Origin of the sequence: Paenirhodobacter sp. CAU 1674 (assembly GCF_029222945.1) — a bacterium.
In the GTDB taxonomy this organism is placed as follows: Bacteria; Pseudomonadota; Alphaproteobacteria; order Rhodobacterales; family Rhodobacteraceae; genus Rhodobacter.
On record NZ_JARHUH010000003.1, the window covers coordinates 401,097 to 424,162 of the forward strand.

28 protein-coding genes are annotated in these 23,066 nt (G+C 63.5%); 18 read left to right on the forward strand and 10 right to left on the reverse strand.

Features of this window, described 5'->3' with window-relative positions:
* Positions 1–41 precede the first annotated feature (41 nt).
* Genes P2G62_RS06495 through P2G62_RS06535 form a run of 9 tightly spaced genes read left to right on the forward strand, consistent with a single transcriptional unit; the run spans position 42 to position 10,543 of the window.
* Positions 42–3,779 carry a nitrate reductase subunit alpha gene (locus P2G62_RS06495; protein ID WP_275734068.1) on the forward strand — a complete coding sequence of 1,246 codons (3,738 nt, stop codon included), beginning with the start codon at positions 42–44 and terminating at the stop codon, positions 3,777–3,779.
* Positions 3,776–5,299 (forward strand): nitrate reductase subunit beta, encoded by a 1,524-nt coding sequence (narH, locus tag P2G62_RS06500; protein WP_275734069.1) that lies wholly within the window; start codon positions 3,776–3,778, stop codon positions 5,297–5,299. The genes P2G62_RS06495 and narH overlap by 4 nt, the downstream gene beginning before the upstream one ends.
* Positions 5,299–6,018, forward strand: a complete 720-nt coding sequence (gene narJ / locus P2G62_RS06505; RefSeq protein ID WP_275734070.1) for a nitrate reductase molybdenum cofactor assembly chaperone — start codon at positions 5,299–5,301, stop codon at positions 6,016–6,018. The genes narH and narJ overlap by 1 nt, the downstream gene beginning before the upstream one ends.
* Positions 6,019–6,029: 11 nt before the next feature.
* Positions 6,030–6,740, forward strand: a complete 711-nt coding sequence (gene narI, locus P2G62_RS06510) for a respiratory nitrate reductase subunit gamma (RefSeq protein ID WP_275734071.1) — start codon at positions 6,030–6,032, stop codon at positions 6,738–6,740.
* A gap of 5 nt (positions 6,741–6,745) precedes the next feature.
* Entirely contained in the window at positions 6,746–7,561 is an 816-nt protein-coding gene (locus P2G62_RS06515) for a peptidylprolyl isomerase (protein ID WP_275734072.1), read from the forward strand.
* Positions 7,558–8,115, forward strand: coding sequence for a hemerythrin domain-containing protein (locus tag P2G62_RS06520; protein WP_275734073.1), 558 nt, complete (start codon positions 7,558–7,560; stop codon positions 8,113–8,115). The genes P2G62_RS06515 and P2G62_RS06520 overlap by 4 nt, the downstream gene beginning before the upstream one ends.
* A 4-nt stretch (positions 8,116–8,119) precedes the next feature.
* The gene (locus P2G62_RS06525) at positions 8,120–8,737 is read left to right on the forward strand and encodes a carbonic anhydrase (protein ID WP_275734074.1); all 618 of its coding nucleotides are present in this window, start codon (positions 8,120–8,122) and stop codon (positions 8,735–8,737) included.
* A complete protein-coding gene (gene glp, locus P2G62_RS06530; RefSeq protein ID WP_275734075.1) occupies positions 8,734–10,014 on the forward strand; it encodes a gephyrin-like molybdotransferase Glp in 1,281 nt (426 codons plus the stop codon). The genes P2G62_RS06525 and glp overlap by 4 nt, the downstream gene beginning before the upstream one ends.
* A gap of 7 nt (positions 10,015–10,021) precedes the next feature.
* Positions 10,022–10,543, forward strand: a complete 522-nt coding sequence (locus P2G62_RS06535) for a DUF2478 domain-containing protein (protein WP_275734076.1) — start codon at positions 10,022–10,024, stop codon at positions 10,541–10,543.
* A gap of 98 nt (positions 10,544–10,641) precedes the next feature.
* Here the strand turns inward: P2G62_RS06535 and P2G62_RS06540 are convergent, their stop codons facing one another.
* The 4 genes from P2G62_RS06540 to P2G62_RS06555 all read right to left on the reverse strand — a co-directional run bounded on the left by P2G62_RS06540 (position 10,642) and on the right by P2G62_RS06555 (position 13,788).
* Positions 10,642–11,553 carry a U32 family peptidase gene (locus P2G62_RS06540; RefSeq protein ID WP_245965301.1) on the reverse strand — a complete coding sequence of 304 codons (912 nt, stop codon included), beginning with the start codon at positions 11,551–11,553 and terminating at the stop codon, positions 10,642–10,644.
* A gap of 5 nt (positions 11,554–11,558) precedes the next feature.
* On the reverse strand, positions 11,559–12,557 hold the full coding sequence (locus tag P2G62_RS06545) for a peptidase U32 family protein (protein ID WP_068768063.1): 999 nt from the start codon (positions 12,555–12,557) through the stop codon (positions 11,559–11,561).
* Between the two features lie 19 nt (positions 12,558–12,576).
* Positions 12,577–13,083: an SCP2 sterol-binding domain-containing protein gene (locus P2G62_RS06550; RefSeq protein WP_121534629.1), complete on the reverse strand. Its 507-nt coding sequence runs from the start codon at positions 13,081–13,083 to the stop codon at positions 12,577–12,579.
* A 132-nt stretch (positions 13,084–13,215) separates the two neighbouring features.
* On the reverse strand, positions 13,216–13,788 hold the full coding sequence (locus P2G62_RS06555; RefSeq protein ID WP_275734077.1) for a hemerythrin domain-containing protein: 573 nt from the start codon (positions 13,786–13,788) through the stop codon (positions 13,216–13,218).
* Positions 13,789–13,799: 11 nt separating this feature from the next.
* Here P2G62_RS06555 and P2G62_RS06560 point away from each other — a divergent pair, with 11 nt between their 5' ends.
* Together P2G62_RS06560 and P2G62_RS06565 are read left to right on the forward strand one after the other, a co-directional pair.
* Positions 13,800–14,213, forward strand: coding sequence for an Rrf2 family transcriptional regulator (locus P2G62_RS06560; protein WP_068768065.1), 414 nt, complete (start codon positions 13,800–13,802; stop codon positions 14,211–14,213).
* Between the two features lie 507 nt (positions 14,214–14,720).
* Positions 14,721–15,478 (forward strand): IS5 family transposase gene (locus P2G62_RS06565; protein WP_275734078.1). Its coding sequence is split into 2 segments (ribosomal slippage): positions 14,721–15,042 and positions 15,042–15,478, totalling 759 coding nucleotides; the frame shifts between segments, so codons are not numbered across the junction.
* On the opposite strand, the gene P2G62_RS06570 is transcribed toward P2G62_RS06565, so the two are convergent.
* Positions 15,409–15,561, reverse strand: coding sequence for a DUF6522 family protein (locus P2G62_RS06570; RefSeq protein WP_275734079.1), 153 nt, complete (start codon positions 15,559–15,561; stop codon positions 15,409–15,411). The genes P2G62_RS06565 and P2G62_RS06570 overlap by 70 nt on opposite strands.
* A 162-nt stretch (positions 15,562–15,723) precedes the next feature.
* On the reverse strand, positions 15,724–16,140 hold the full coding sequence (locus P2G62_RS06575) for an Rrf2 family transcriptional regulator (RefSeq protein WP_275734080.1): 417 nt from the start codon (positions 16,138–16,140) through the stop codon (positions 15,724–15,726).
* An 87-nt stretch (positions 16,141–16,227) separates the two neighbouring features.
* On the opposite strand from P2G62_RS06575, the gene P2G62_RS06580 reads away from it, so the two are divergent.
* The 7 genes from P2G62_RS06580 to P2G62_RS06610 are packed head-to-tail and all read left to right on the forward strand — an operon-like array spanning position 16,228 to position 20,846.
* Positions 16,228–16,671 carry a group III truncated hemoglobin gene (locus P2G62_RS06580; protein ID WP_009573824.1) on the forward strand — a complete coding sequence of 148 codons (444 nt, stop codon included), beginning with the start codon at positions 16,228–16,230 and terminating at the stop codon, positions 16,669–16,671.
* Positions 16,672–16,686: 15 nt separating this feature from the next.
* Entirely contained in the window at positions 16,687–17,172 is a 486-nt protein-coding gene (locus P2G62_RS06585; protein WP_009573823.1) for a hemerythrin domain-containing protein, read from the forward strand.
* The gene (locus P2G62_RS06590) at positions 17,165–17,509 is read left to right on the forward strand and encodes a carboxymuconolactone decarboxylase family protein (RefSeq protein ID WP_107754756.1); all 345 of its coding nucleotides are present in this window, start codon (positions 17,165–17,167) and stop codon (positions 17,507–17,509) included. Before P2G62_RS06585 ends, P2G62_RS06590 begins: the two co-directional genes overlap by 8 nt.
* Entirely contained in the window at positions 17,509–17,928 is a 420-nt protein-coding gene (locus P2G62_RS06595; protein WP_275734081.1) for a DUF488 family protein, read from the forward strand. The genes P2G62_RS06590 and P2G62_RS06595 overlap by 1 nt, the downstream gene beginning before the upstream one ends.
* A complete protein-coding gene (locus P2G62_RS06600) occupies positions 17,912–18,952 on the forward strand; it encodes a nitronate monooxygenase (protein ID WP_275734082.1) in 1,041 nt (346 codons plus the stop codon). Before P2G62_RS06595 ends, P2G62_RS06600 begins: the two co-directional genes overlap by 17 nt.
* Positions 18,949–19,656, forward strand: a complete 708-nt coding sequence (locus P2G62_RS06605) for a 5-formyltetrahydrofolate cyclo-ligase (protein ID WP_009573819.1) — start codon at positions 18,949–18,951, stop codon at positions 19,654–19,656. Before P2G62_RS06600 ends, P2G62_RS06605 begins: the two co-directional genes overlap by 4 nt.
* Positions 19,653–20,846 (forward strand): NnrS family protein, encoded by a 1,194-nt coding sequence (locus tag P2G62_RS06610; RefSeq protein ID WP_275734083.1) that lies wholly within the window; start codon positions 19,653–19,655, stop codon positions 20,844–20,846. The genes P2G62_RS06605 and P2G62_RS06610 overlap by 4 nt, the downstream gene beginning before the upstream one ends.
* A 6-nt stretch (positions 20,847–20,852) precedes the next feature.
* Here P2G62_RS06610 and P2G62_RS06615 read toward each other — a convergent pair whose 3' ends face one another.
* The 4 genes from P2G62_RS06615 to P2G62_RS06630 form a co-directional block, all read right to left on the reverse strand.
* Positions 20,853–21,542 (reverse strand): MOSC domain-containing protein, encoded by a 690-nt coding sequence (locus tag P2G62_RS06615; protein ID WP_275734084.1) that lies wholly within the window; start codon positions 21,540–21,542, stop codon positions 20,853–20,855.
* Positions 21,539–22,003, reverse strand: coding sequence for a TlpA disulfide reductase family protein (locus P2G62_RS06620; RefSeq protein ID WP_009573816.1), 465 nt, complete (start codon positions 22,001–22,003; stop codon positions 21,539–21,541). Before P2G62_RS06620 ends, P2G62_RS06615 begins: the two co-directional genes overlap by 4 nt.
* Positions 22,004–22,056: 53 nt before the next feature.
* Positions 22,057–22,797: a hypothetical protein gene (locus tag P2G62_RS06625; protein WP_009573815.1), complete on the reverse strand. Its 741-nt coding sequence runs from the start codon at positions 22,795–22,797 to the stop codon at positions 22,057–22,059.
* A 76-nt stretch (positions 22,798–22,873) separates the two neighbouring features.
* A partial coding sequence (locus P2G62_RS06630; protein ID WP_275734085.1) for a hypothetical protein occupies positions 22,874–23,066 on the reverse strand: 193 nt, incomplete at its 5' end.

The following is a 23,066-nucleotide window of genomic DNA, read 5'->3' on the forward strand; positions in this document are numbered from 1 at the left end:
GATAGCGTCACCCGGGTTTCCGCATACGAAAGGACAGCCAAATGAGCCATCTTCTCGACAGATTGAATTTCCTGCAATCCAAGGGGACGACGGAGCCCTTCTCCAACGGACATGGGCAGATGACGCGGGAAAACCGCGACTGGGAAGACACCTACAGAAACCGCTGGCGGCACGACAAGATCGTGCGCTCGACCCACGGGGTCAACTGCACCGGGTCGTGCAGCTGGAAGATCTATGTGAAGTCCGGGATCGTGACCTGGGAAACCCAGCAGACCGACTATCCGCGCACCCGTCCCGATCTGCCGAACCATGAGCCGCGCGGCTGCGCCCGCGGGGCCTCCTATAGCTGGTATCTCTATTCGGCGAACCGGGTGAAGAACCCGTTGATCCGCGGCAAGCTGATGAGGGTCTGGCGCAAGATGCGCGAGACCAAGACCCCGATCGAGGCCTGGACCGCGATTCAGAACGATCCGGTTCTGCGCCAGAGCTATGTTGAAACCCGCGGCAAGGGCGGGTTCGTACGCGCGAGCTGGGACGAGGCGACCGAGATCGTCGCCGCCGCCAATGCCTATACGACCAAGACCTATGGGCCCGACCGGATCTTCGGCTTCTCGCCGATCCCCGCGATGTCGATGATCTCCTACGCGGCCGGCACCCGCTACCTGTCGCTTCTGGGCGGAACCTGCCTGTCGTTTTACGACTGGTATTGCGACCTGCCTCCCGCCTCGCCGATGACCTGGGGCGAGCAGACCGATGTGCCTGAATCAGCGGATTGGTATAATTCCAACTACCTCCTGCTTTGGGGCTCCAACGTCCCGCAAACCCGGACGCCCGACGCGCATTTCTACACCGAGGTGCGCTACAAGGGGGCGAAGTCGGCGGTAATCTGCCCGGACTATTCCGAGGCGGCGAAATTCGGCGACGTCTGGCTGAATGCCAAACAAGGAACCGATGCGGCGCTGGCGATGGCCTTCGGACATGTCATCCTGCGCGAGTTCCACCTCGACCGGCAGGCCGAATATTTCGAGGAATATTGCCGACAATACTCCGATCTCCCGATGCTGGTGAGGCTGGACGAAAAGGACGGCTCCTTCACTCCGGGACGTTTCCTGCGCGCGGACGACCTGGACGGCAAGCTGGGTGAGGACAACAACCCCGCTTGGAAGACCGTTGCGATCGACGATCTCTCCGGCGCCCTGGTCGCCCCCAACGGTTCGATCGGCTATCGCTGGGGCGAGCAAGGCGAATGGAACCTCGAGGAAAAGGCCGCCGGGGCCGAGACGCGGCTCAAGATGTCGCTGATCGTCGACAGCGACCAGGACGACGTGCTCGGCGTCGATTTCCCGTATTTCGGCGCCGATGCCACCGTGGCGTTCGCAACCGGCGACAAGCGCCCCAACGTCCTGACCAAGAATGTGCCGGTCAAGCGGATCAAGACCGTCGACGGTGAGGTGGCGGTTGCCACTGTCTTCGATCTGTTCTGTGCAAACTATGGTCTCGACCGGGGGTTGGGTGGCGACTGGGTCACGGGGTCCTATGACGAGGATGTGCCCGGCAGCCCGGCCTGGGCAGAGAAGATCACCGGCGTCGATCGCGCGAAGATCATCCATGTCGCCCGTGAATTCGCCGACAATGCCGAAAAGACCCGTGGCCGCTCCATGGTCATCGTCGGTGCCGGGATGAACCACTGGTACCATATGGACATGAACTATCGCGGCATCATCAACATGCTGGTGATGTGCGGCTGCGTGGGTCAGTCTGGCGGTGGCTGGGCGCATTATGTGGGCCAGGAAAAACTGCGCCCGCAGACCGGTTGGCTGCCGGTGGCCTTTGCCCTCGACTGGAACCGCCCGCCGCGCCACATGAATGCGACCTCGGCATGGTATGCACATACCGATCAGTGGCGCTACGAGACCCTGACGGCGGGTGAGATCCTGTCGCCCACGGCCCCCGAGGGCGACTGGGACATCGGCATGATCGACTACAACATCCGTGCGGAGCGCATGGGTTGGTTGCCCTCGGCGCCCCAGCTCAGGACCAACCCGCTCGAGGTCGCGAGAGCGGCCAGGGAGGCCGGACAGGACGTCGCGCCCTATGTGGCGGAGCAGTTGAAATCCGGCGCGCTGGAAATGTCCTGCGAGGACCCCGATGCGCCCGAGAACTGGCCACGCAACCTGTTCGTGTGGCGGTCGAACCTGTTGGGCTCGTCCGGCAAGGGGCACGAGTATTTCCTCAAGCATCTGCTCGGGACGGACAACGGTGTCATCGGCAAGGACATGGGCGAGGAAGGGCGTCAACTTCCGAAAGAGGCGAAATGGCACAAGGAGGCGCCGCGCGGAAAGCTGGATCTTCTGGTGACGATCGACTTCCGCATGTCGACCACCTGTGTCTATTCCGACATCGTGCTGCCGACCGCGTCCTGGTACGAAAAGGACGACCTCAACACCTCGGACATGCATCCGTTCATCCACCCGCTCCAGGCTGCCGTGGATCCGGCCTATGAGTCGAAATCCGACTGGGAAATCTTCAAATCCATTGCGAGGAAGTTCCAGGAGGTCGTTCCGGGATATCTGGGCCAAGAGACCGATGTCGTGGCGCTCCCGATCCTGCACGACACGCCTGCCGAGATTGCGCAGGATCAGGTCAGGGACTGGAAAACGGGCGAATGCGAGCTGATCCCGGGGAAGACGGCGCCCAACTACATCGCCGTCGAGCGCGACTATACCGCGATCCACGATCGGTTCACCGCGCTTGGTCCGCTGCTCGACAAGCTCGGGAACGGGGGCAAGGGCATCTCGTGGAATACCGAGGACGAGGTCGCGGCGCTGAAGGCGCTCAATGGAGAACGGCGCGAGGGGTCGGCCAAGGGCAGACCCGTGATCGACACCGCGATTGATGCCGCCGAGGTCGTGTTGATGCTGGCGCCGGAAACCAATGGCGAGGTGGCCGTCAAGGCATGGGAGGCGCTTGGCAAGGCAACCGGCCGCGATCACGTGCACCTGGCCGAGGGCGAGCATCACAACAAGATCCGCTTCCGCGACATCGCCGCCCAGCCGCGCAAGATCATCTCGTCGCCGACCTGGTCGGGCATCGAAAGCGAGCATGTCAGCTATAACGCCGGCTACACCAACGTCCACGAGCTGATCCCCTGGCGAACCCTGACCGGCCGTCAACAGCTCTATCAGGACCACTTGTGGATGCGCGCTTTCGGCGAGGGCTTCATGTCCTACCGGCCGCCGGTGGACCTCAAGACCGTCACCGACGCGATCCATACCGACAAGGACAAACCGCATGTCGTGTTGAATTTCATCACGCCACACCAGAAATGGGGCATCCACTCGACCTATTCCGACAACCTGCTGATGCTGACGCTCAACCGCGGTGGTCCGGTGATCTGGATCTCCGAAAACGACGCCGTGAAGGCTGGCATCGTCGATAACGACTGGGTGGAGCTTTACAACGCCAACGGCGCGCTGACCGCGCGCGCGGTGGTGTCCCAGCGCATGAAGGATGGAACGACCTTCATGTATCACGCTCAGGAAAAGATCGTGAACACGCCCGGCTCGGAGAAGACCGGCTTGCGCGGCGGCATCCACAACTCGGTCACCCGGGCGGTGCTGAAGCCGACCCACATGATCGGCGGCTATGCCCAGCAATCCTACGGGTTCAACTATTACGGCACCGTGGGCTCCAACCGCGATGAATTCGTCATCGTGCGCAAGATGAACAAGGTCGACTGGCTCGACGATGAAGCCACCCCGAAGGAGGCAGCGGAATGAAGATTCGTGCGCAAATCGGCATGGTGCTGAACCTCGACAAATGCATCGGGTGTCATACCTGCTCGGTCACCTGCAAGAACGTCTGGACCAGTCGCGATGGTGTCGAATACGCTTGGTTCAACAACGTCGAGACCAAGCCCGGCACCGGCTATCCGACCGATTGGGAAAACCAGGAACGCTGGAATGGCGGTTGGACCCGGACGAAATCCGGCAAGCTCCAGCCCAAGCAGGGGGCGAAGTGGCGGATTCTGGCGAATATCTTCGCCAACCCCGACCTGCCCGAGATCGACGACTATTACGAACCGTTCGACTTCGACTACGACCACCTGAAATCGGCGCCCGAGGGCAAGGCCTTCCCGACGGCCCGTCCGCGCTCGAAGATCACAGGGGAGAGGATCCAGAAGATCGAGAAGGGGCCAAACTGGGAAGAGATCCTCGGCGGCGAGTTCGAGAAGCGCTCGCAGGACTACAATTTCGAGGGCATCCAGAAACAGATCTACGGGGAATACGAGAACACCTTCATGATGTATCTCCCCCGGCTGTGCGAGCATTGCCTGAACCCGGCCTGCGCGGCATCCTGCCCCTCGGGCGCGATCTACAAACGCGAGGAAGACGGCATCGTCCTGATCGATCAGGAAAAATGCCGAGGCTGGCGGATGTGCGTGTCTGGCTGCCCCTACAAGAAGGTCTACTACAACTGGTCGACCGGAAAATCCGAGAAATGCACGCTGTGCTATCCCCGGATCGAAAGCGGCAACCCGACGGTATGTTCGGAAACCTGCGTGGGGCGCATCCGATATCTCGGCGTGATGCTCTATGATGCCGACAAAATCGCCGAGGCGGCGAACGCGGCCGACAAGATGGATCTCTATGACGCTCAACTCGGCGTGTTCCTTGACCCCAAAGACCCTGCCGTCATCGCCGAGGCGCAAAAGCAGGGCATTCCGCAAGACTGGATCAAGGCCGCCCAGGAAAGCCCGATCTGGAAGATGGCGATGGAGTGGAAAGTCGCCTTCCCGTTGCACCCCGAATACCGGACGCTTCCGATGGTGTGGTACATCCCCCCGCTCTCTCCGATCCAGAACGCCGCCGAGGCGGGGGCCATCGGGATGGATGGCGCCATGCCGGACGTGAAGAACCTGCGCATCCCGCTGCGCTATCTCGCCAACATGTTGACTGCAGGCGACGAAAAGCCGATCGCCCGCGCCCTGGAGCGCATGCTGGCCATGCGCGCCTACATGCGAGCCAAGAGTGTCGATGGTGTGATCGACGAGGCCGTCGCCGCACGCGTCGGGCTCTCGGGCCAGGTCATCGAGGACATGTATCGCATCATGGCGCTGGCCGATTACGAGGACCGTTTCGTCATTCCCACGACGCATCGTGAACAGGTCGAGGAAGCCTATGATCTGCGGGGTGGCTGCGGCTTCACCGATAGCAACGGATGCTCCACCGGCACCTCCAAGGCGTCGCTGTTCGGTGGCTCCAAGAAGCCGCTCAAGATGCCGCAGGAGGTGCGCTGATGTCCCTGTCGCCTCAAGACCGCACGCTCAAGGCCATGTCCCTGATCCTGAGCTATCCGACGCAGGAACTGCAACAGGCAATGCCCGAAATCAGCGGCGTTCTCGCCTCTGAGTCACGTCTGACCGCCGCGGCGCGGCGCGCGCTGCGCCCGCTCGCGAGCCAGTTGGCGACACGCGACCTCTATGAGCTGCAAGAGCAATATGTGATGCTGTTTGACCGCTCGCGCGCCTTGTCCCTGAACCTGTTCGAACATGTCCACGGCGAAAGCCGTGACCGGGGTGGCGCGATGGTCTCGCTGCTGGACACCTATCGTGACGGCGGGTTTGAACCGGCCACCACGGAACTGCCTGATCACCTGCCGGTGTTGCTGGAATTCCTGTCGACGCGTCCCTTTGTCGAAGCACAGGAAACCTTGGCGGACGCGGCGCATATATTCGAGGCCCTGACCGCCCGGCTTGTCCGGCGCGAAAGCCCTTATGCCGCCGTGTTCGCCGCTCTTTTCCAGCTTTCCGGCGGTGCGCCGGATCAGGCCGCGGTCGCCGAGCTTCTGGATCAGCCCGACATCGACGCCGACGACCTCGAAGCGCTCGACAAGGTCTGGGAAGAAAGCGAGGTGCGTTTCGGTCCCGACCCGAATGGAGGATGCCCGCAAGTCCGCGACATGCTCGCGCAGATGGATGTTCCGATCAATCCCGCGCCGCGCGCGACGGCCGAGTAACGGAGGCTGAAATGAACAATTTCTTCTTTGGCATATATCCCTATATCGCCCTCTCGATCATGATCGTCGGCTCGATCGCCCGATATGACCGGGACCCGTTCACCTGGAAATCCTCGTCCAGTCAGCTGCTGCGGCGCAAGCAACTGATGGTCGGGTCTATCCTGTTTCATATCGGCGTCCTGTTCATTTTCTTCGGACACTTCTTCGGCCTCCTGGTCCCGCACCAGGTCTACGAGGCGATCGGCATTCACGCCGAAGCCAAGCAGTTGCTGGCTGCAATCGCTGGCGGCATTGCAGGTATCGTCGCGATCATCGGCGCGCTGATGCTGGCGCACCGTCGGCTGACGGAGCCGCGGATCCGCGACACCTCCAGCTTCTGGGACATCACGATCTTGCTGATGCTGGTGGTGCAGCTCGCCCTTGGCCTGATCAGCGTCCCCTATTCCATCGCCACCGCCGAACATGGCAGCGTGATCAACTTCATGAACTGGGCTCAGGGTGTCTTCACCTTCCAGAGCGGCAATGCCGCGCATATCGCGGATGAGCCGCTGATCTACAAGCTGCACATCGTTCTGGGGCTGACGATCTTCCTCGTCTTCCCCTTCACCCGGCTGGTGCACATTCTCTCGGGGTTTGCGGCGCCGGTGCGGTATCTGCTGACCCGCACCGGCTATCAGATCGTGCGCTCACGCCGCCAGGCGCCGCGCCATCCGGCGGAGTAAGCGCAATGAACGCACAGCTCTATCCCGATCTTGTCGTCAATGGCGAGCTCGTCCCCCATTCGGTGGTGGCCAACGAAGCGCAGAACCATCCGGCGCCGTCCGGGAAACCCGGCATTGCCTGGCGCCACGCGGCGAATGCGGTCGCCATGCGCACGCTTCTCCTACAGGAGGCCCGGCAGCGCGGGATACGGGCGGAACCCGCCGAGGTCGGGCCGGGACGCTTTGAAACCGGGGAAGAGGCCCTCATCCGTTGCCTTCTCGACGCCGAGGTCGAGGTATCTGCGCCAACCGAGGACGACATCCGCAGGGAATGGGCGCGCGACCCCGGGCGGTTTCGTTCCCCGCCGCTCTGGGAGGTTTCCCATATCCTCTGCGCCTGCGATCCCCGAAACGAGAACGAACGCGTGGCGGCCCGGGCGCGGGCGGCAGGTCTTCTCGCCCGTGTGGCAGAAGACCCCGGACGTTTCGCGCGGCTGGCATCGGCGCACAGCGACTGCGGATCGAAATCGTCGGGTGGCACGCTTGGACAACTCGGTCCGGGGGACACCGTGCCCGAGTTCGAAGCGGCTCTGCGCAAGATGAAGGAAGGTGAAATCAGTTCGAAGCCAGTCCTCACACGGCACGGTTGGCACGTGATCCGCATGGACGCCATCGCCGAGGGGGCGGTGCTCCCCTTTGAAACCGTGCGATCGAAGATTGCTGACGCCATGGAAAAAGCGGCTTGGGCGCGCAACGCCCGGGCATTCGCGGATCGGCTCGTCGCCTCTGCCCAGATATCCGGAGCCGAGCTTGGACGCCGCGCCCCAGGAGAGACATCATGAAGAACCATCTGTCCAATACCCGACGCGGCGATAGCGAACAGGACCCGACCGATCTGGACCTGCTCCAGGATCCTCTCGAGTTCATCCACGAAGATCACATGCATATGCGTGCGATCTGCGAGCTGATGGAGCAGATTTCCCACAGCTCGCTGCCGGACCCCGTCGAAATCTCGCGGCTGCTGCGCTTCCTCGATCACGAGATCGGGCTCTTGATCCATGACGAGGATGACGAGTTGCAGGGCATGCTGCTGGTCCGGTGCACCCCGGAAGACGACATCGGGCCAACGCTCGAGCGGCTGAAGGCCGAGCATCAAACGCTGAGCGAACTGTGCCCGCGCCTGCGGACCGTGCTCACGGAGATGCACGATGACAAGCGAGCTGCCAAAGACGACGGGGCCGCCGCGCTGCGCGACTTCGCCGATCGCCTGCGCCGCCATCTCATCGTGGAGAACGCGATCGTCTTGCCGATCGCGCAAGCAAGGCTGACCGATGATGATATTGTCCGGCTGAGGAGCGCCATGATCCGGCGGCGGATCGAGGATATGCAAGTGTAATCCCGTGCTGGAAACGTTGCTTGCACGAAACATCGCATGGGCTGCGGCGCGCAATGAGGCCGATCCCGGCTATTTTGCGCGCCTTGCCGCGTTGCAGGCTCCGGAATTCTTCTGGATTGGTTGCTCGGACAGCCGCGTCCCGGCCAATGTCGTTGCGGGCCTCGATCCCGGGGAGGTCTTCGTGCACCGCAACATTGCGAATGTGGTGCATTCTGCGGATCTCAACCTCCTGTCGGCTCTGGAATTCGCCGTCGAGACGTTGAAGGTGCAGGAAATTATCGTCTGCGGACACTACGGCTGCGGCGGGGTCAAGGCCGCGACCGAAGACCTGCCGCACGGGTTGTCCGGTCACTGGCTCGAGCCGATCCGGCGCCTTGCGCGCGCTTTCGCCGTCGACCTCGCGGCCTGCAGCAGCGATGAAACGCGCCGCGACAAGTTGGCCGAGCTGAACGTCGTCGAAGGCGTAAAACGGGTGTCCGAGACACCGATTTTGCAAAATGCATGGTCCCGCGGCGCGGATGTGCGCGTGCACGGACTGATCTACGGCTTGAAGGATGGCAGGTTGCGGGACCTCGATTGTTCCACTGGGCCGGGCCACTTCGTCGAAAGGACAAGGCCATGAAGGCGATCCAGGCATTCGAAAATGGGCGTTGTGGATGTGAAACCTCCGACGGCGCGTCGCCTCTGATTTCCATGGACGAAGCCTTGCGGCGGCTTGGGGAGCATGCGCGCCCCATCACCGGCACGGAGACAGAAGCGCTATCCCTGGCGACCGGGCGCGTCCTTGCAGAACCTGTCTTGGCGGCCACGATGACCCCGCCGTTCGACAGCTCCGCAATGGACGGTTATGCGCTCGACAGTGCCGCCCTATGGGGTGAGGGTCCCTGGAGATTGCCCGTCACACAGCGTATTCCAGCCGGTGCGGAGTCGACCGGGCGAGTGGCCGGTGGGACCGCCGCACAGATCTTCACCGGCGCGCCAGTGCCGCTCGGAGCGGATGCTGTGGTGCCGCAGGAGCACGTCGCGCGCGACGGCAATCTGGTGATCCTCGACCGACGTCCCCAACCCGGCCTGAACATTCGCCGTGCCGGCGGTGACATGCGTCCCGGCCAGACCGTTCTGGGGGCGGGATCAAGGCTTGGTCCTCGTGAAATCGCGGCATGTGCCGCTGCGGGTGCCGCCCGCGTGCATCTGATCCGCCCCGTGCGGGTCGCCCTTCTCGTCACGGGCAACGAAGTCCGGCCGGCCGGGGCAGACCGGGGCGCGGCCGAGATTTGGGACATCAACTCGCCGATGCTTTCGTCCGAGCTGTCACGGCCGGACATCCATCTCATAGATGTCATACAGGGCGCGGACGACCGCACCCACCTGCGCCGGGCCCTTGCCGACATGGCCAAGGCCGCGGATCTGATCGTCACGACGGGCGGGATCTCGGTGGGCGAGGAAGATCACGTCAAGCCGGTGCTCGGCGAGCTGGAAGCCACGGTTCACTTCAGCGGTGTCGCCATCAAGCCGGGCAAACCCGTCAGTTTCGGGCAAATCGGGACGGCAAGTTGGCTTGGCCTTCCGGGCAATCCACTGTCGGCATTGGTGATCTGGCATATCTTCGGATTGCCCCTGCTGGATATCCTTTCCGGGCGGCAGATCGCGGAGCAGAGGCGTCGTCATGTCGTCGCAGGCAAGCCCATCTTCCGCAAACCCGGGCGATGTGAAGTGCGACCTGCACGCCTCATGGGGTTCGATTCGGAAGGGCGTGAGATCGTGGACTTCGGAAACACCGTCAATTCCGCGCATGTCGCGGACCTGCCCGGCACGGATGGTTTGATATTCATTCCGGCTGAAACAGACCGGCTGCCCGAAGGCGCATTGCTGGAATTCCAGCCTTTCAACCGAGCATGAGGACGCAATGAAGATCGGATATACGATGGCACCTGGGCGCGGCGATACGAATCTGATGCTGCATCGTCTGGCGTCTTCCCTGATCCAACAGGGCTACCGCCCGGTCGGGACGGTTCAAATCAATGCCGAGCGCGAAAGCGCCGGTCCCTGCGACATGGACGTCAAGGTGCTGCCCGAGGGCGTGACGATCCGCATCTCGCAGTCTCTGGGCGCGGCCTCCCGGGGATGCCGCCTCGACCCGGCGGCGCTTGAAACAGCGGTGGGCCTTGTGGAAGCCGAGCTCGCCAAGGGGGCCGATTGCCTGATCGTGAACAAGTTCGGCAAGCACGAAGCCGAAGGGCGCGGTTTCCGTCCGATTATCGCGACCGCACTTGCTGCGGACATCCCGATCCTGGTCGGCCTCAATACGCTGAACAAAGAGGCTTTCCTGGAGTTTGCGGGTGAGTTCGCTTACGCCTTGCCACCCGAGTTTCCGGCGCTGGAAGCCTGGCTGAGGACGCATCTCGAGGCGCGCACGACGGCCGCCTGAGGGCTGCGCCCCTTAGCCAGGCAAGGGTGCCACTGCCCCCCTGCAGGCCGCAGCCCCGGGATGCGGGCTGAGGTGTCTGATGACGGGTCTTGCGGTGATCAAGCCGGGGCCGCGGCGGCAATGCGCCGATACCCTGCCTGGCCATAGAAGAAGCCGTTGGAAAACGAAACTCCGTCGCACAGCTCGCGCAGCATGGTTTCCGCGGCTCCCGGCGCGCGGGTGCCGTCCAGAACATCCCGAAACAGCGCCGCCACCGCAACCATGTCCACCGCCTGAGGCATCAGCCGCAGATGGGTGACCCCCTGTGCAATCATCTGAGCGGCTTCGGGCAGCAGGTCGATGTAGCTTTCCGACTGGGTCTGAATGCCGTTGACGCGCAGAATCGGGCGGTCATCGGTGGTGCGCAGCGGCATGCCGTCGGGATCGTCCTCGCAAACGAACTGGCAATTGTCCTTGGTCCGGCCATGGGCACGCGCGTGATAGCACCGTGCCGAGACCGCGAGCGAAGCCCTGCCGAAGACCTGCACCTCGACCCCAAGGCCAAGCGCACGCGCGGCCTTCGCGGCAACGGCGATCGAGGGTGCGGGCAGCTCCGCGGGCAGACAGACATGCGTGGCCCCCTGCGCCGCCATCCAGGCGATCGTCGCCTCGTTGTAGGCATTCATGAACGGACCGATGCGATGCGGGCGCTGGCCCCGGGCAAACAGACCCGCCGCGTTGTTGATCTCGATCTCGGGGGCGTCCATCGCGGCGAGGTCGGCCGTGGCCTTGCGTTCGCGCTTCAGCATCACCTCGGCCAGCGACGACAGGATCACCGTCTTGCCGCCCCGTTGCAGCCGTTCGATGATCGCGGGCAGATCGGCTTCGTGAAACGGTGCGCGCTTGGAGCAGATCACCTCCCCCAGATAGACCTCGTCGATCGGCGCCTCGTCGGCAATGCGCGCGTAGAACGCGCGCCGCGCCTCGGCGGACCAGTGATAGGCGATCGGGCCAAGGGTCAATTTCGTCATGTCCCTCACCGCCATTTCTTCGTCTCGAACGCGCCTTGGGTCTGCTTCTGCCCTTCGGTCAGGGCAACCAGATCGGCGATATTCGCCTGCCGGCCGGCGCGGATGTCGTCAACGGCCTGCCGGAAGGCCGACACCACGCCCCGCACATAGCTCTTGGAGCGCTGGCGCCCTTCGATCTTGAAGGCGTGAACGCCGGCGTCGATCAGATCGGGAAGCAGCCGGGACAGGTTCAGGCTGATCGGCTCCTCGAAGGCATAGTATCCCTCAGAGCGGTGCGGCGCGGTGTAGCGCCCCTTGCAGATCGTCGGGTACCCTGCCTTTTCGTCGGGCCCGAAACAGTCGATGGTGAACCCAGCAAGCTGCGAGGACATCGATCCGTCCTCGTGGCGCCGGTATTCGACATCCGAGGCGGGTGAGCACACACCGTCCATGTTGGTCGATTGCCCCGTGAGGTAGTTGGTCAGACTGCACCGGCCCTCGACCATCAACCCGTGATTGCCGAAGATGAAGGTCTCGATCTCGCAGGGGATTTCCTTGCGGATCTCGCGGATCTCGGGGATCGTCAGGATCCGCGGCAGCACGACGCGCTTCACCGCGAAATTCTCGCAATAATACCGGATCGCCTCGGGACTGGAGGCGGCAGCCTGAACCGACAGGTGCAGACGGACGCCCGGATGGGTGCGCGCGATGTAATCGGCCACGCCCATATCCGCGACGATGAAGGCATCGACCCCCAGCCGCGCGCCTGTATCGGCGGCCTGCCGCCACAGATCGACCTTGCCCGCAGGCGGATAGGTATTCAATGCCAGCAACACCTTGGTGCCCTTGTCATGGGCATAGGCGACCGACGCCGCCAGTTCCTCCGGCGTGAAATTCAATCCGGGGAAGTTGCGCGCGTTGGTGGCATCCTGAAAGCCGCAATAAACTGCATCGGCGCCGGCATCGACGGCGGTGCGCAGGGCGGCGGGCGTGCCGGCTGGGCAGATCAGTTCGGCGAGACTCATCGGGCGAGAGGTCCTTTCTTCACGTTGGATAGGCGCGGCGTAGTCTTGCCAGAATGGCGCGGCCGGGAGGGCCGAACATCTCGGCGGTTTCCTCGGCGATGGACCCATCGACATCGTCGAGGGCATTGCGGAGCCGCACGACGGCTTCGGTGTCGCCCGTGACCTCAAGATCACGGGAGAAGAACGCGGCATCGCCATCCTCTTCAGAGTCGACCAACTCCAGAAGCAACATGAACTTACCTCGAATTGTGGCGCCCGCGTCAGGCGCCGCACCGCGCGGGACGGCCCGAAACACCAGCGCCTGCGGATCAGGTCGCAGGTGCAGGGCAAAGGGCAATTCCACCGGGTCGATCACGAAATCGGTCCCCTGATGCGGTCCAAGCCGCGCGAAAAGCGACGGATGCCGCTTGGCGATACGCCGCACCACCCTGGTCAGGACGGGCTGCACGATCAGGCAGGACAGCCGGGCCGTGGCTGACACCACTGGGCGCGGCGTGCGGGGCAAAGTATCGGGGCTTGCGCTCATGACCGAGGCTTTCGTTTCGCCCACGGGTCAGAGCCGGCGCGGATGGCCACGCGGCACTCGCCGCAGATCGCTGCGGACACCGGCGTCCACGCCCGCCTCCGCCAGCACGGTTTCTGGATGCGCAACACCGTCCTAGCCCCGCTCGAACCGCGGGAAAAGCACGTGGTTTTCCAACGCAACATGCGCTGCGAGATCCTCAAGGAACCGATCCAGACCGGCATAGAGCGCCCGCCACGACCCGCAAGCGTGGTCCGGGGGTGTCAAGTTGCCGGTCATTTTGCGGATCCGCTCGATCGCTTCGGCGTGGTCGTCATGCTCGGCGCGCATCACAGCAACCGGCGGCCCGATGCCTGCCCCCCCGCCCGCCCGCATCGCCGGAAAGAGGATCATCTCTTCCTTCGCCATATGGCCCTCCAACTCGCGACCAAGAGCGGCCAGGGACTGCGCCAGATCTTTCGGGGATTGTTGATCCGTCGCATGGACCCTGCCGACTTTTTCGGCGAGGTCCAGCAGACCGGGCAATTCGGAGCGGTGACGCTCGTGATAGCGCGACAGGATGTGATCGATCAGGGCGCCTGTCTCGGTGGGGGCTTCGGCGGTAGGGGCGGTCATGGCAGAGCTTTCGGGATCGAGGGGTGTCCAATGCAATTGGCATTTGATATGCTGATTATAGCCCTTAAATACGCACTGTAAATACCAAATCAAGGAGCGATTTCTTGCGCCTCACGTCCTTTACCGATTTCGGACTGCGCGTTCTCATGCGGATGGCGGGCAGCCCCGACCGCGCCTTCACCACGGCGGAACTGGCGGATGAATTCCGTGTGTCGCGCAATCATCTTGCAAAGGTGATCTCGTCGCTTTCTGGCGCTGGCTACCTGGAAACGCGGAGGGGCGGCGGCGGCGGAGCGACGCTCGCACGGCGCCCCGAGGACATCCGGTTAGGCGATGTTGTTGCCTATCTCGAGGCGGATCAAGCGCTGGTCGAGTGTTTCCAGCCCGGGGGCGCGGCCTGCACCCTGACACCACACTGCCGCCTGAAGGCGCGCCTCGCCGGCGCCGAAGCCGCCTTCCTTGCAGATCTCAACCGCAGTTCGTTGGCAGACTGCGTCTATCGCCCTCAACAAGCATGACCGACCGTCTGGGCCCTGTTGGTGGCCTGGAGGCGCGGGATAGCCATCGTCATTTCCGGGTTTCGCAACCGGTCGGCCCCCGTACCGTCGTGGACAGTGCCCGTCCACCGGCCCGAGCACTCCCAGTTCCTTGCGTATTTTGGAAGATGATTTGAGCTATTCATTGAACGCGTTGGTCCTTTTCGATCTGATTGAAGCGGATGCGGCGGGCGGCTATCCGACATGTTTGGTGTGAGACTGGCGAGGATTGCCGCAGATGATCCATCGGCCAACACCCGCCCTGGGCTGAGAGCCGAGCTCCCAAGCACGCACGTAGACGCATCATCGCCCGCGCTACTGGATCGTTTGAATAGGCTGTGCACTGCTACCACCCCATGCTTGAACGTCATCCGCAATCGGGTGCACGCTTTCATCTTCTGAAGTCTCCAGATCTAGGGTCTGGACCCATTAATCGGCTTGCGGCCACCTTGCCGGCGTGATTCACGCTCCCGAACTGATGGGGGCATGATGAGCAATCTTTTCTGGCTGAGCGACGAGCAGATGGCGCGGCTGCGGCCGTTCTTTCCAAAGAGCCATGGCAAACCGAGGGTTGATGATCGGCGGGTCTTGAGCGGGATAATCTTCATCAATCGTAATGGCTTGCGTTGGTCCGATGCGCCGCCAGAGTATGGTCCACCGAAGACCCTCTACAACCGATGGAAGCGCTGGAGCGACATGGGTGTTTTCGCCCGGATGATGGAGGGGCTTGCTTGCGAGGCCGCCGACCGGAAGACAGTGATGATCGACGCCACTTATCTCAAGGCGCACCGCACGGCTTCGAGCCTGCGGTTGAAAAAGGGGGGCGTGGCAGGCTGATTGGGCGGACGAAGGGTGGCATGAACACCAAGTTGCATGCCGTCACAGACGCGAACGGCCGCCCGATCAAGTTCTTCATGACCGCCGGCCAGGTTAGCGACTACACCGGTGCGGCGGCCCTGCTGAGCAGCCTGCCAGAGGCCGAATGGCTGTTGGCCGATCGGGGCTATGACGCCGACTGGTATCGTGAAGCCTTGCAGGACAAGGGCATCAAACCCTGCATCCCGGACCGGAAGTCCCGAGGCAAGCCCGTCAAATACGACAAGCGCCGCTACAAGCGGCGCAACCGTATCGAGATCATGTTCGGCAAACTCCAGGACTGGCGCCGCGTTGCGACCCGCTACGACAGATGCCCGAAGGTCTTTCTGTCCGCCGTAGCCCTCGCCGCAACCATCATCTTCTGGCTTTGAAAATTAACGAGTCTGGAGCCTAAGACTTCGCCACGGGCATCCACAATCAAACGCAGGGCGCGGCCTTGGTGACAAAACGTCAAGCGCCAACGACCCGCATCCTCGCCCTCGCCCGCCTCGGAAAGAGAGGTGATCTTGCCGCCCTACATCCGCGCCCGCGTTTCTTCGACGGGCAGACCGAAAGCCCTGGCCAGCACCTGCGCGTCGACGACAACGATGCTGTCATCTTGATCTGCCTTTCTTCGTCATGCGGCTGCCGGTTCGGGAAGGGCGATATCGGCGATCGTGGATCTGTTCAGATCGGCGATGAACTGACGCTCCGCCTGTCGAAGCCGGGATTTCAGGCGGCAACATCCCTCGATCGAACAGTCTCCGCCATCCGGCCCGAAACACTCGACGAGCGACTGTCCCTGTTCGAGCAGCCGCACGACGTCGCCAAGCCGGATGTCGGCCGGACTGGATCGCAAGACGGCGCCCCCATTCACCCCGCGCCGGGTCTCGACGATGCCTCCCTGTGCGAGCCTTTGCATGATCTTCGCCAGGTGGTTGCGCGACAGTTTGAACTCCTCTGCCAAATCTGGCGTTGAGAACGCCCGGTCGGGCGCGCTCGCCATCCGCATCAGCATTCGAAGTCCGTAGTCGGTGAAGGAGGTAAGGTTCATGGCGTCCCGCAGATCTTCAAATTGGTATTTGCAATACCTATTTAGCAGAGATAGCATGAGACTCAAGATCAATTTCCAGAGGGGCCCATGTCGACTACCGTCTCACAGATCAATTCCGCCCGCCCGCAAATGACCGCCGAGATCATGGTGCGAACCGGGCTGGACGAGGAAAAGCTGACCGAACTGGTGCATTGTTTCTATGGCAAGGTGCGCGCGGATTCGGCGCTTGGCCCGATCTTCGCGGAGCGGATTTCGGATTGGGGCCCGCACTTGGAGCGCATGGTGGCCTTCTGGTCTTCGGTCGCCTTGATGACGGGCCGGTATCACGGAGCCCCGGTCCCGGCGCATGTCGGCCTGCCCGTGGATTGGGATCATTTCGACCGCTGGCTGACGCTGTTCCGCGAAACCGCGGCCGAAACCTGCCCGCCCGAAGGCGCGGCGCATGTCATCGAACGCGCCGAGCGGATCGCGCGCTCGCTGCATATGGCGGTCGAGGATGCGAAGCCCCGGACAATTCCATCACTGCTCTGACCCGAGGATACGAACATGACAAAACCAATGCCCCCGCAAGACCCGAGCGACCTGACCAGTTTCATCGAGACCGAGTATCACGCAAAACACCGTGCCCAGCTTCCTGAACTGGCGACCTTGTCGGAAAAGGTCGAAGCGGTCCATGCCGGGCAAACGGAGGTTCCCGCGGGTTTGGCCGACCTATTGCACCGGATGATCGGTGACCTGGAAGTTCACATGAAGAAAGAGGAACTGATCCTGTTCCCCGCCATTCGCAACGCGGCGGCGGGGCTGGATGCGCCGATTGCGGCAATGCGCGCGGATCATGACAACCACGAAGCCGAAGTCGGCCAAATCCGGCACCTGACCAACAACCTGACATTGCCGGACGGCGCCTGCCGAAGCTGGACGCGGCTTTATACCGGGGTCGGTGAATTCCTTGACGACCTCGAAGAGCATATCCGGCTGGAAAACGATGTGCTGTTTCCGCAATTCGAAACGCGGGAGACGGGCCATGTCTGAGCTACACCTCCCAAAACCTACCAGGGACCTTGTCGACCGGCGTCATGCCCTGGCACCCGATGCCGAAGACGCATTCCGCGCGTTCTCGAAAGCGGTGTTCGCCGAAGGGGCGCTCGATACACGCACCAAGCAGCTCATCGCGGTGGCCGTGGCGCATGTGACTCAATGCCCGTGGTGCATCGAAGGCCACGTCAAGGCGGCCAAGCGTGAGGGGGCCTCGGGCGAACAGATCATGGAAGCCATCTGGGTTGCATCCGAAATGCGCGCCGGGGCGGCCTGGGCCCACGCGCTGAAGGCGGTGGAGATGATCGGCGACACGGGCCAACCGGACAGCTGATGCCCCCTGCAAGGCCCCCCATCCCCGACACCCCCGGCGAGCGTATCCGCGTCAAGCGGATCTATCGCGCGGCGCGGGTGTCGGACGGCAAGCGGATTCTGGTCGATCGGCTTTGGCCACGCGGCGTGGCGAAGGACCGCGCCCGGCTGTTCGACTGGTGCAAGGACATCGCGCCTAGCGATACGTTGCGACACTGGTTTCATGCCAATCCTGATCAGTGGCAGGACTTCAGTACGCGCTACCGGGCGGAACTCGCCACGCGCGAAGATTTGGTGTGTGAGCTTGCCGGATACGCGCAGGGCGATGTCGTCACGCTGCTCTATGCCTCTAAGGACGAGGAATACAATAACGCCGTCGTGCTGCGGGACTGCCTGCGCCGATGGTTGGAAAGGGAGGGGAAAAATGACGGACCGGCCTAATGACGAGCCTCTGCGAACGCCGCTTTGCGATCTGCTTGGATGCGAGGCACCCGTCCTGCTGGCGGGCATGGGCGGCGTGTCCCGATGGGAACTGGCGGCGGCGGTGGCCAATGCGGGCGGCTACGGGATGTTGGGGATGGTGCGCGAACCCATCGACCTGATCACACGGGAGGTCACCGCGATGCGGGCGGCGACGGACCGGCCCTTCGCCGTCAACCTGATCCCGGCGGCGACAGAGCCGCAGTTGCTTGAGGCACAGATCGCCTGTTGCCTCGATCTTGGTGTGACGGCCTTCTGCTTTTTCTGGGATGTGATGCCGGATGTGGTGGCGCGGGTGAAAAACGCGGGATGTCTCGTATTGCATCAGGTCGGAACGGAGGCCGCCGCGCGGATGGCCGAAGCTGCCGGGGCGGATGTGATCATCGCACAGGGGATCGAGGCGGGCGGCCATGTGCACGGACGAAGTCCCGCCTTCGGGCTGGCGGAACGGATACTGGCCGGGACCGACCTGCCGGTCGTCGTCTCGGGCGGGATCGCGACGGGCGAAGGGCTTGCCGCCGCATTGGCGATCGGGGCCAGCGGCGTGCAATGCGGCACCGCCTTTCTGGCGACCGAAGAATCCTTTGCGCATTCCTATCACAAGTCTCGCATCGTCGAGGCCACGGGCGAGGATACGGTGCTGACCGATGTGTTCGTTCTGAACTGGCCCAAGGGCGCTGCGGTGCGGGTGATCGGCAACAGCGTGACGGAGGGTCTCAAGGGCAATTACCTGGGTCACGACCCGGACAGCCTGCTGCGCGAGACCATCGCCCATGACGACGATCAGCCCCGCCTGCGCTTCAGCACGGATTCACCCTTGCGCACCACAACCGGCGATCTGGAAGCGATGGCGCTCTATGCCGGTCAGGGCGCGGGAAACATCCCCGATGTCGTCCCTGCGGCCGCACGTCTGAACGCCATGGTCGCGCAGGCCCGGCATATCCTGAAGGGCCCAGTGCGTAACGGTTTCACGGCGATGTCATGAGCGACGACTTCAAGAGCTTCCGCTGCCAAAGCGGCTTTTCCTCACCGCCCTGCTATGCCGCCGAGGTCGCACCGGAGTATTTCGATCCGCTGGCTGTCGATCCCGAGCAGGCACGTGATGTCGCGCGTTGGCGCAAGGCCGAACGCACCCGCCTGCGCGCCGCCCGTCTGGCACTGTCGGTTGCTGAACGCAAGGAGATCGGCGAGGCACTGGCCGGGTATCTGCGGCAGGTGTTGCAAGACCGCTTCGGCGGGGCGCAGGGCAAGGTCCTTTCCGCCTACTGGCCGATCAAGGGCGAACCCGACCTGCGCCCGCTAATGGCCGACCTGCACGAGGGTGGCGTGACCGTTGCCCTGCCGTTGGTCGAAACCAAAGCCGCCCCGCTCACCTTTCGCCGCTGGACGCCCGAAACCCGCATGGTGCGCGGCGATTGGAACATTCCCGTTCCGCCGCCGGACGCCCCCGTCGTCACGCCCGACATCGCGCTTGCCCCCCTCGTTGGCTGGACGGCGGATGGCTATCGCCTCGGCTATGGCGGGGGCTATTTCGACCGGACATTGGCGGCGCTGAGCCCGAAGCCCTTTGTTGTCGGTATCGGGATCAACGCGGCGCAACTCAAGACCATCTACCCGCAACCTCATGATATTCCTCTCGATCTCATCCTGACCGAGAAAGGGGTGCAGACTGAAGGGGAATTGGGATGAGTACTACTGCAGAGCTGATGCGCGCATGGCGCGGCCCGGCGATCCTCAGCTTCGGGTTCCGTCCGTTCTTCCTCGGGGCCACCATCTGGGTCGCGCTTGCCATGGCGCTTTGGATTCCGGCGCTCTCCGGTTCCCTCGAACTGCCAAGCCAGTTCGACGCTGCAAGCTGGCATGCGCATGAGTTTCTGTTCGGCTATCTATCGGCGGTCATTGCCGGTTTCCTGCTGACAGCTGTTCCCAACTGGACCGGGCAACTGCCGATTGTCGGCTGGCCGCTTGGCGGGCTTTTCGTGCTCTGGGTCGGCGGGCGTGCAGGAGTCCTCTTGTCGGATGGTCTGCCGTCCCTTGACGTGGCGCTCGTCGATCTCGCCATGCCGGTGGCGCTGACCGGGCTCCTTGCACGCGAAATCATTGTCGGGAAGAACTGGCGGAACCTGATCGTACTCACGATGCTCGGCATCTTCACGATCTCCAATGCAATCTTCCACTGGGAAGCGGCGCGTGGCGACTATGCGGCGCAGGGCTATGGTCTACGGGCTGGCCTCGGTGCGGCGCTGATGATGATTGCGGTCATCGGCGGACGGATCGTGCCGTCCTTCACCCGCAACTGGCTGGCACGTCAGGGTCCGGGGCGGTTGCCCGTGCCACCGATGCAGCGCTTCGACAAGATCGCGCTCCTGGCGCTTCTCGCCGCGCTTTTTGCCTGGATTGCGGCGCCGGAAGCGCAGGCCTTGGCGCCGCTCCTCCTGGCTGCCGGGGCGCTGCATCTGGTGCGGCTCGCAAGGTGGGCCGGGGACCGGACACTGGCAGAGCCGCTTCTGTGGATCCTACACTTGGGCTATCTCTTCCTTCCGCTCGGCGCCATCGCGCTTGGCGTCTCCATCCTCGTGCCCGGTGTCTTCGGTGGGGCGTCGGCACAGCATCTCTGGATGGCCGGCGCGGTAGGCTTGATGACCCTGGCCGTAATGACCCGTGCCACGCTTGGCCATACCGGACACGAACTGAAAGCGGGCCGGGGCACCCTAACGCTCTATCTCGGGCAGCTGGCGGCGATCCTCGCGCGTCTCGCCGCAGGCCTCTGGCCCGATCAGGCACCACTTTTGCACATTCTATCGGGTCTTGCGTGGATCGCTGCTTTCGGTGGTTTCGCAATGCTCTATGGCCCGGCGATGATGCGACGGCGGGTCTGAAAGTGATCAGCCCGGCGTTTCGAGGCGCGGTCGCCAGTCCTCGACCGTTCCCCGCGCCAGCCGCCTATCCACCATACGCCGCCAGTTTTCCGGCAAGCCCGGAAGCGCGGCAAAGGCGGTCAGAGCATCATGGTCCGAAGTGTCGCGGTAAAGCAGCCTCCAAACACGGGTAAGTGGCCAGTTCGGGCAGGGTCGTGCGATCAGCTCCGCCCGGTCGCCGGCCGTGATGAGTCCTTCCGAGACGACGCGGAAATACCAACCGGTGCGGCCCGTTTGCTGCACCCGCGCCGCCATGTCACACAAATCGAAGCGTAGGTTGAGCCGCCAGCAGGGTTGGCGGGTCTGGCTGACCTCGACGATCGCGCCGCCCAGCCGGTAGCGGTCAAAAAGGCAGCTATCGTCCTCCGTCGCACCCTCGATCACAAGGTTCTCGCCAAAGGCGCCGGGACCGAACTGCGCCGCGCGTTCGGGCAGATCGTTTGCCCAGACCGAATAGTGCGCTACGGGATAGGCATGAAGGGCCTTGTCTGCGCCGCCGTGATGACGGGTATCCCCCTGTTCGTCGCCCTCAAGCCCTTCGGCCCAGGCCATGAGCGGACCGGCGACAGCCACCTTGTCGATGCCGGAGGGAACGGCATTCGGGCCGAGCGGCCGGACCTTGCCAATGCGCAGTTCGGCAATCCGGAATGCCCTCATCCCGCTTCTCCCTCTCCGATCAGCCCCATCACTTGGGCACCAAGCGCCATGTCCGCGACCTGCCCGAAATGGCGCGCCCGCATCTTGCCCGTGCGGTCGAAGAGGACGAGGCTCGGCGTGCCTTGCAGGCCCCAGGCCTCCATCGTTCGGGGTAACGGACCCTCTCCCTGCATGTCGATGGCGACAGGGAAGTGGATGCGCCATTCGTGTAGGAAGGCGGCCAAGCTTTCGCGGCTGTTGCCTTGGTGGTGCTCGAACACGCTGTGCAGGCCGATCACGGCGAGGTCCTTTTCGTCAAAGGTCTGCGCCAGGCGCTGCGCTTGTGGAAGGCCGTTCAGCACGCAGCCGGGGCAGAGCATTTGAAAGACCTCGACGGCCAGCGCGCGACCGCAGAAATCTTCCAATGTCAGCGGGCGGTCTGTGTTGAGCCAGTGGGCGGTGTGGAAGGGAATGTCGTCCATGCGATGCTGCCTTTGCGATGGAGTGCGCGGGCACCGGCCCGCGCCCCGATTTGTCATTCTCCGACCCTGCCTGGCAGGCTCAGATCGCCCGAGGCGACGTCGAACACGTCCGTCACGCAAAGTAGCGGCGCATGGACATTGACGTTGACCCGCAAGGCCGCTGTCACGCCGTCAAAGCGCGCCGCCTCCACGGCACCAATATCGGCGAACGGCACAGTCACGCTCAATTTCGGCCCGGCAAAGACCGGCGACCAACCGGGAGAATCGATCAGGATCGGCAGACCCGGCCAGGTCAGCGGCAGCGCCGGCGAGGCCCCTTCGGGGATGTCGATGACCTTGAGCGCGCCGGGCCCGCAGGCCTCATCGGGGCCAAGCACGACCCAATGGCTGTGCCAAGCGCCGCCATCGCCGTCCGTCGTGCCAGAGCCGGTTTCGTCGAACAGGGGCGTGTCGTCGAAATCGGGGTGGATCGTGACGGCGAAGGCGAGGATGCCGGAGCCGGCCTCGAAGCCCACCACGGCAGGGTCAAGCGTCGTCGGCCAGACATAGGAGAAGACCGACGCGCCGCCGAGAGCACCAACGGAGTCCGGCATATCTTCGCCCGGCGTGCCCGCGACCGACATGGTGAAGACCGCGTTGCGGCCTTCAGTGGTGATATTCGCGGCGACGATGTCGAAGGCGGCGCGTTCTGCGTTGCCCGTTGCCCCCGGCAATTCATGCCCGCTCGCTACGCCGGCGGCAAGCGCGGCACAGGCTGCGGTGGCATAGTAAAGTCTTCGGTTTCGTGTAATCATGGGAAGCTTCCTTTCGTGACAGAGGGGTTGCATTCGGGGCGTCCGGGCCGTTGCAGCGGTTATCCGGGCGCCCCATTCACCCCACGGCGGACAGGCGCGTCCGATTGCGGGCGGCCTCCTCCTCCGTGGCGGTCTCGTGATCGGCCATGACCTGCCCCCCGCGGGATCCCTCAACGTAGTGTAGAGTCTGCGCCAACTCTGAAGGAGCAGACGAATGCGAAAAAGCCGTTTCACCGAGGCGCAGATTATCGGGATGATCAAGGAGCAGG

Bases quoted from the DNA above. Each gene is read 5' to 3' on its own strand.
- P2G62_RS06495 (WP_275734068.1), top strand. From the start codon at position 42: ATGAGCCATCTTCTCGACAGATTGAATTTCCTGCAATCCAAGGGGACG.
- narH (WP_275734069.1), top strand. From the start codon at position 3,776: ATGAAGATTCGTGCGCAAATCGGCATGGTGCTGAACCTCGACAAATGC.
- narJ (WP_275734070.1), top strand. From the start codon at position 5,299: ATGTCCCTGTCGCCTCAAGACCGCACGCTCAAGGCCATGTCCCTGATC.
- narI (WP_275734071.1), top strand. From the start codon at position 6,030: ATGAACAATTTCTTCTTTGGCATATATCCCTATATCGCCCTCTCGATC.
- P2G62_RS06515 (WP_275734072.1), top strand. From the start codon at position 6,746: ATGAACGCACAGCTCTATCCCGATCTTGTCGTCAATGGCGAGCTCGTC.
- P2G62_RS06520 (WP_275734073.1), top strand. From the start codon at position 7,558: ATGAAGAACCATCTGTCCAATACCCGACGCGGCGATAGCGAACAGGAC.
- glp (WP_275734075.1), top strand. From the start codon at position 8,734: ATGAAGGCGATCCAGGCATTCGAAAATGGGCGTTGTGGATGTGAAACC.
- P2G62_RS06535 (WP_275734076.1), top strand. From the start codon at position 10,022: ATGAAGATCGGATATACGATGGCACCTGGGCGCGGCGATACGAATCTG.
- P2G62_RS06540 (WP_245965301.1), bottom strand. From the start codon at position 11,553: ATGACGAAATTGACCCTTGGCCCGATCGCCTATCACTGGTCCGCCGAG.
- P2G62_RS06545 (WP_068768063.1), bottom strand. From the start codon at position 12,557: ATGAGTCTCGCCGAACTGATCTGCCCAGCCGGCACGCCCGCCGCCCTG.
- P2G62_RS06550 (WP_121534629.1), bottom strand. From the start codon at position 13,083: ATGAGCGCAAGCCCCGATACTTTGCCCCGCACGCCGCGCCCAGTGGTG.
- P2G62_RS06575 (WP_275734080.1), bottom strand. From the start codon at position 16,140: ATGAACCTTACCTCCTTCACCGACTACGGACTTCGAATGCTGATGCGG.
- P2G62_RS06580 (WP_009573824.1), top strand. From the start codon at position 16,228: ATGTCGACTACCGTCTCACAGATCAATTCCGCCCGCCCGCAAATGACC.
- P2G62_RS06585 (WP_009573823.1), top strand. From the start codon at position 16,687: ATGACAAAACCAATGCCCCCGCAAGACCCGAGCGACCTGACCAGTTTC.
- P2G62_RS06590 (WP_107754756.1), top strand. From the start codon at position 17,165: ATGTCTGAGCTACACCTCCCAAAACCTACCAGGGACCTTGTCGACCGG.
- P2G62_RS06595 (WP_275734081.1), top strand. From the start codon at position 17,509: ATGCCCCCTGCAAGGCCCCCCATCCCCGACACCCCCGGCGAGCGTATC.
- P2G62_RS06600 (WP_275734082.1), top strand. From the start codon at position 17,912: ATGACGGACCGGCCTAATGACGAGCCTCTGCGAACGCCGCTTTGCGAT.
- P2G62_RS06605 (WP_009573819.1), top strand. From the start codon at position 18,949: ATGAGCGACGACTTCAAGAGCTTCCGCTGCCAAAGCGGCTTTTCCTCA.
- P2G62_RS06610 (WP_275734083.1), top strand. From the start codon at position 19,653: ATGAGTACTACTGCAGAGCTGATGCGCGCATGGCGCGGCCCGGCGATC.
- P2G62_RS06615 (WP_275734084.1), bottom strand. From the start codon at position 21,542: ATGAGGGCATTCCGGATTGCCGAACTGCGCATTGGCAAGGTCCGGCCG.
- P2G62_RS06620 (WP_009573816.1), bottom strand. From the start codon at position 22,003: ATGGACGACATTCCCTTCCACACCGCCCACTGGCTCAACACAGACCGC.
- P2G62_RS06625 (WP_009573815.1), bottom strand. From the start codon at position 22,797: ATGATTACACGAAACCGAAGACTTTACTATGCCACCGCAGCCTGTGCC.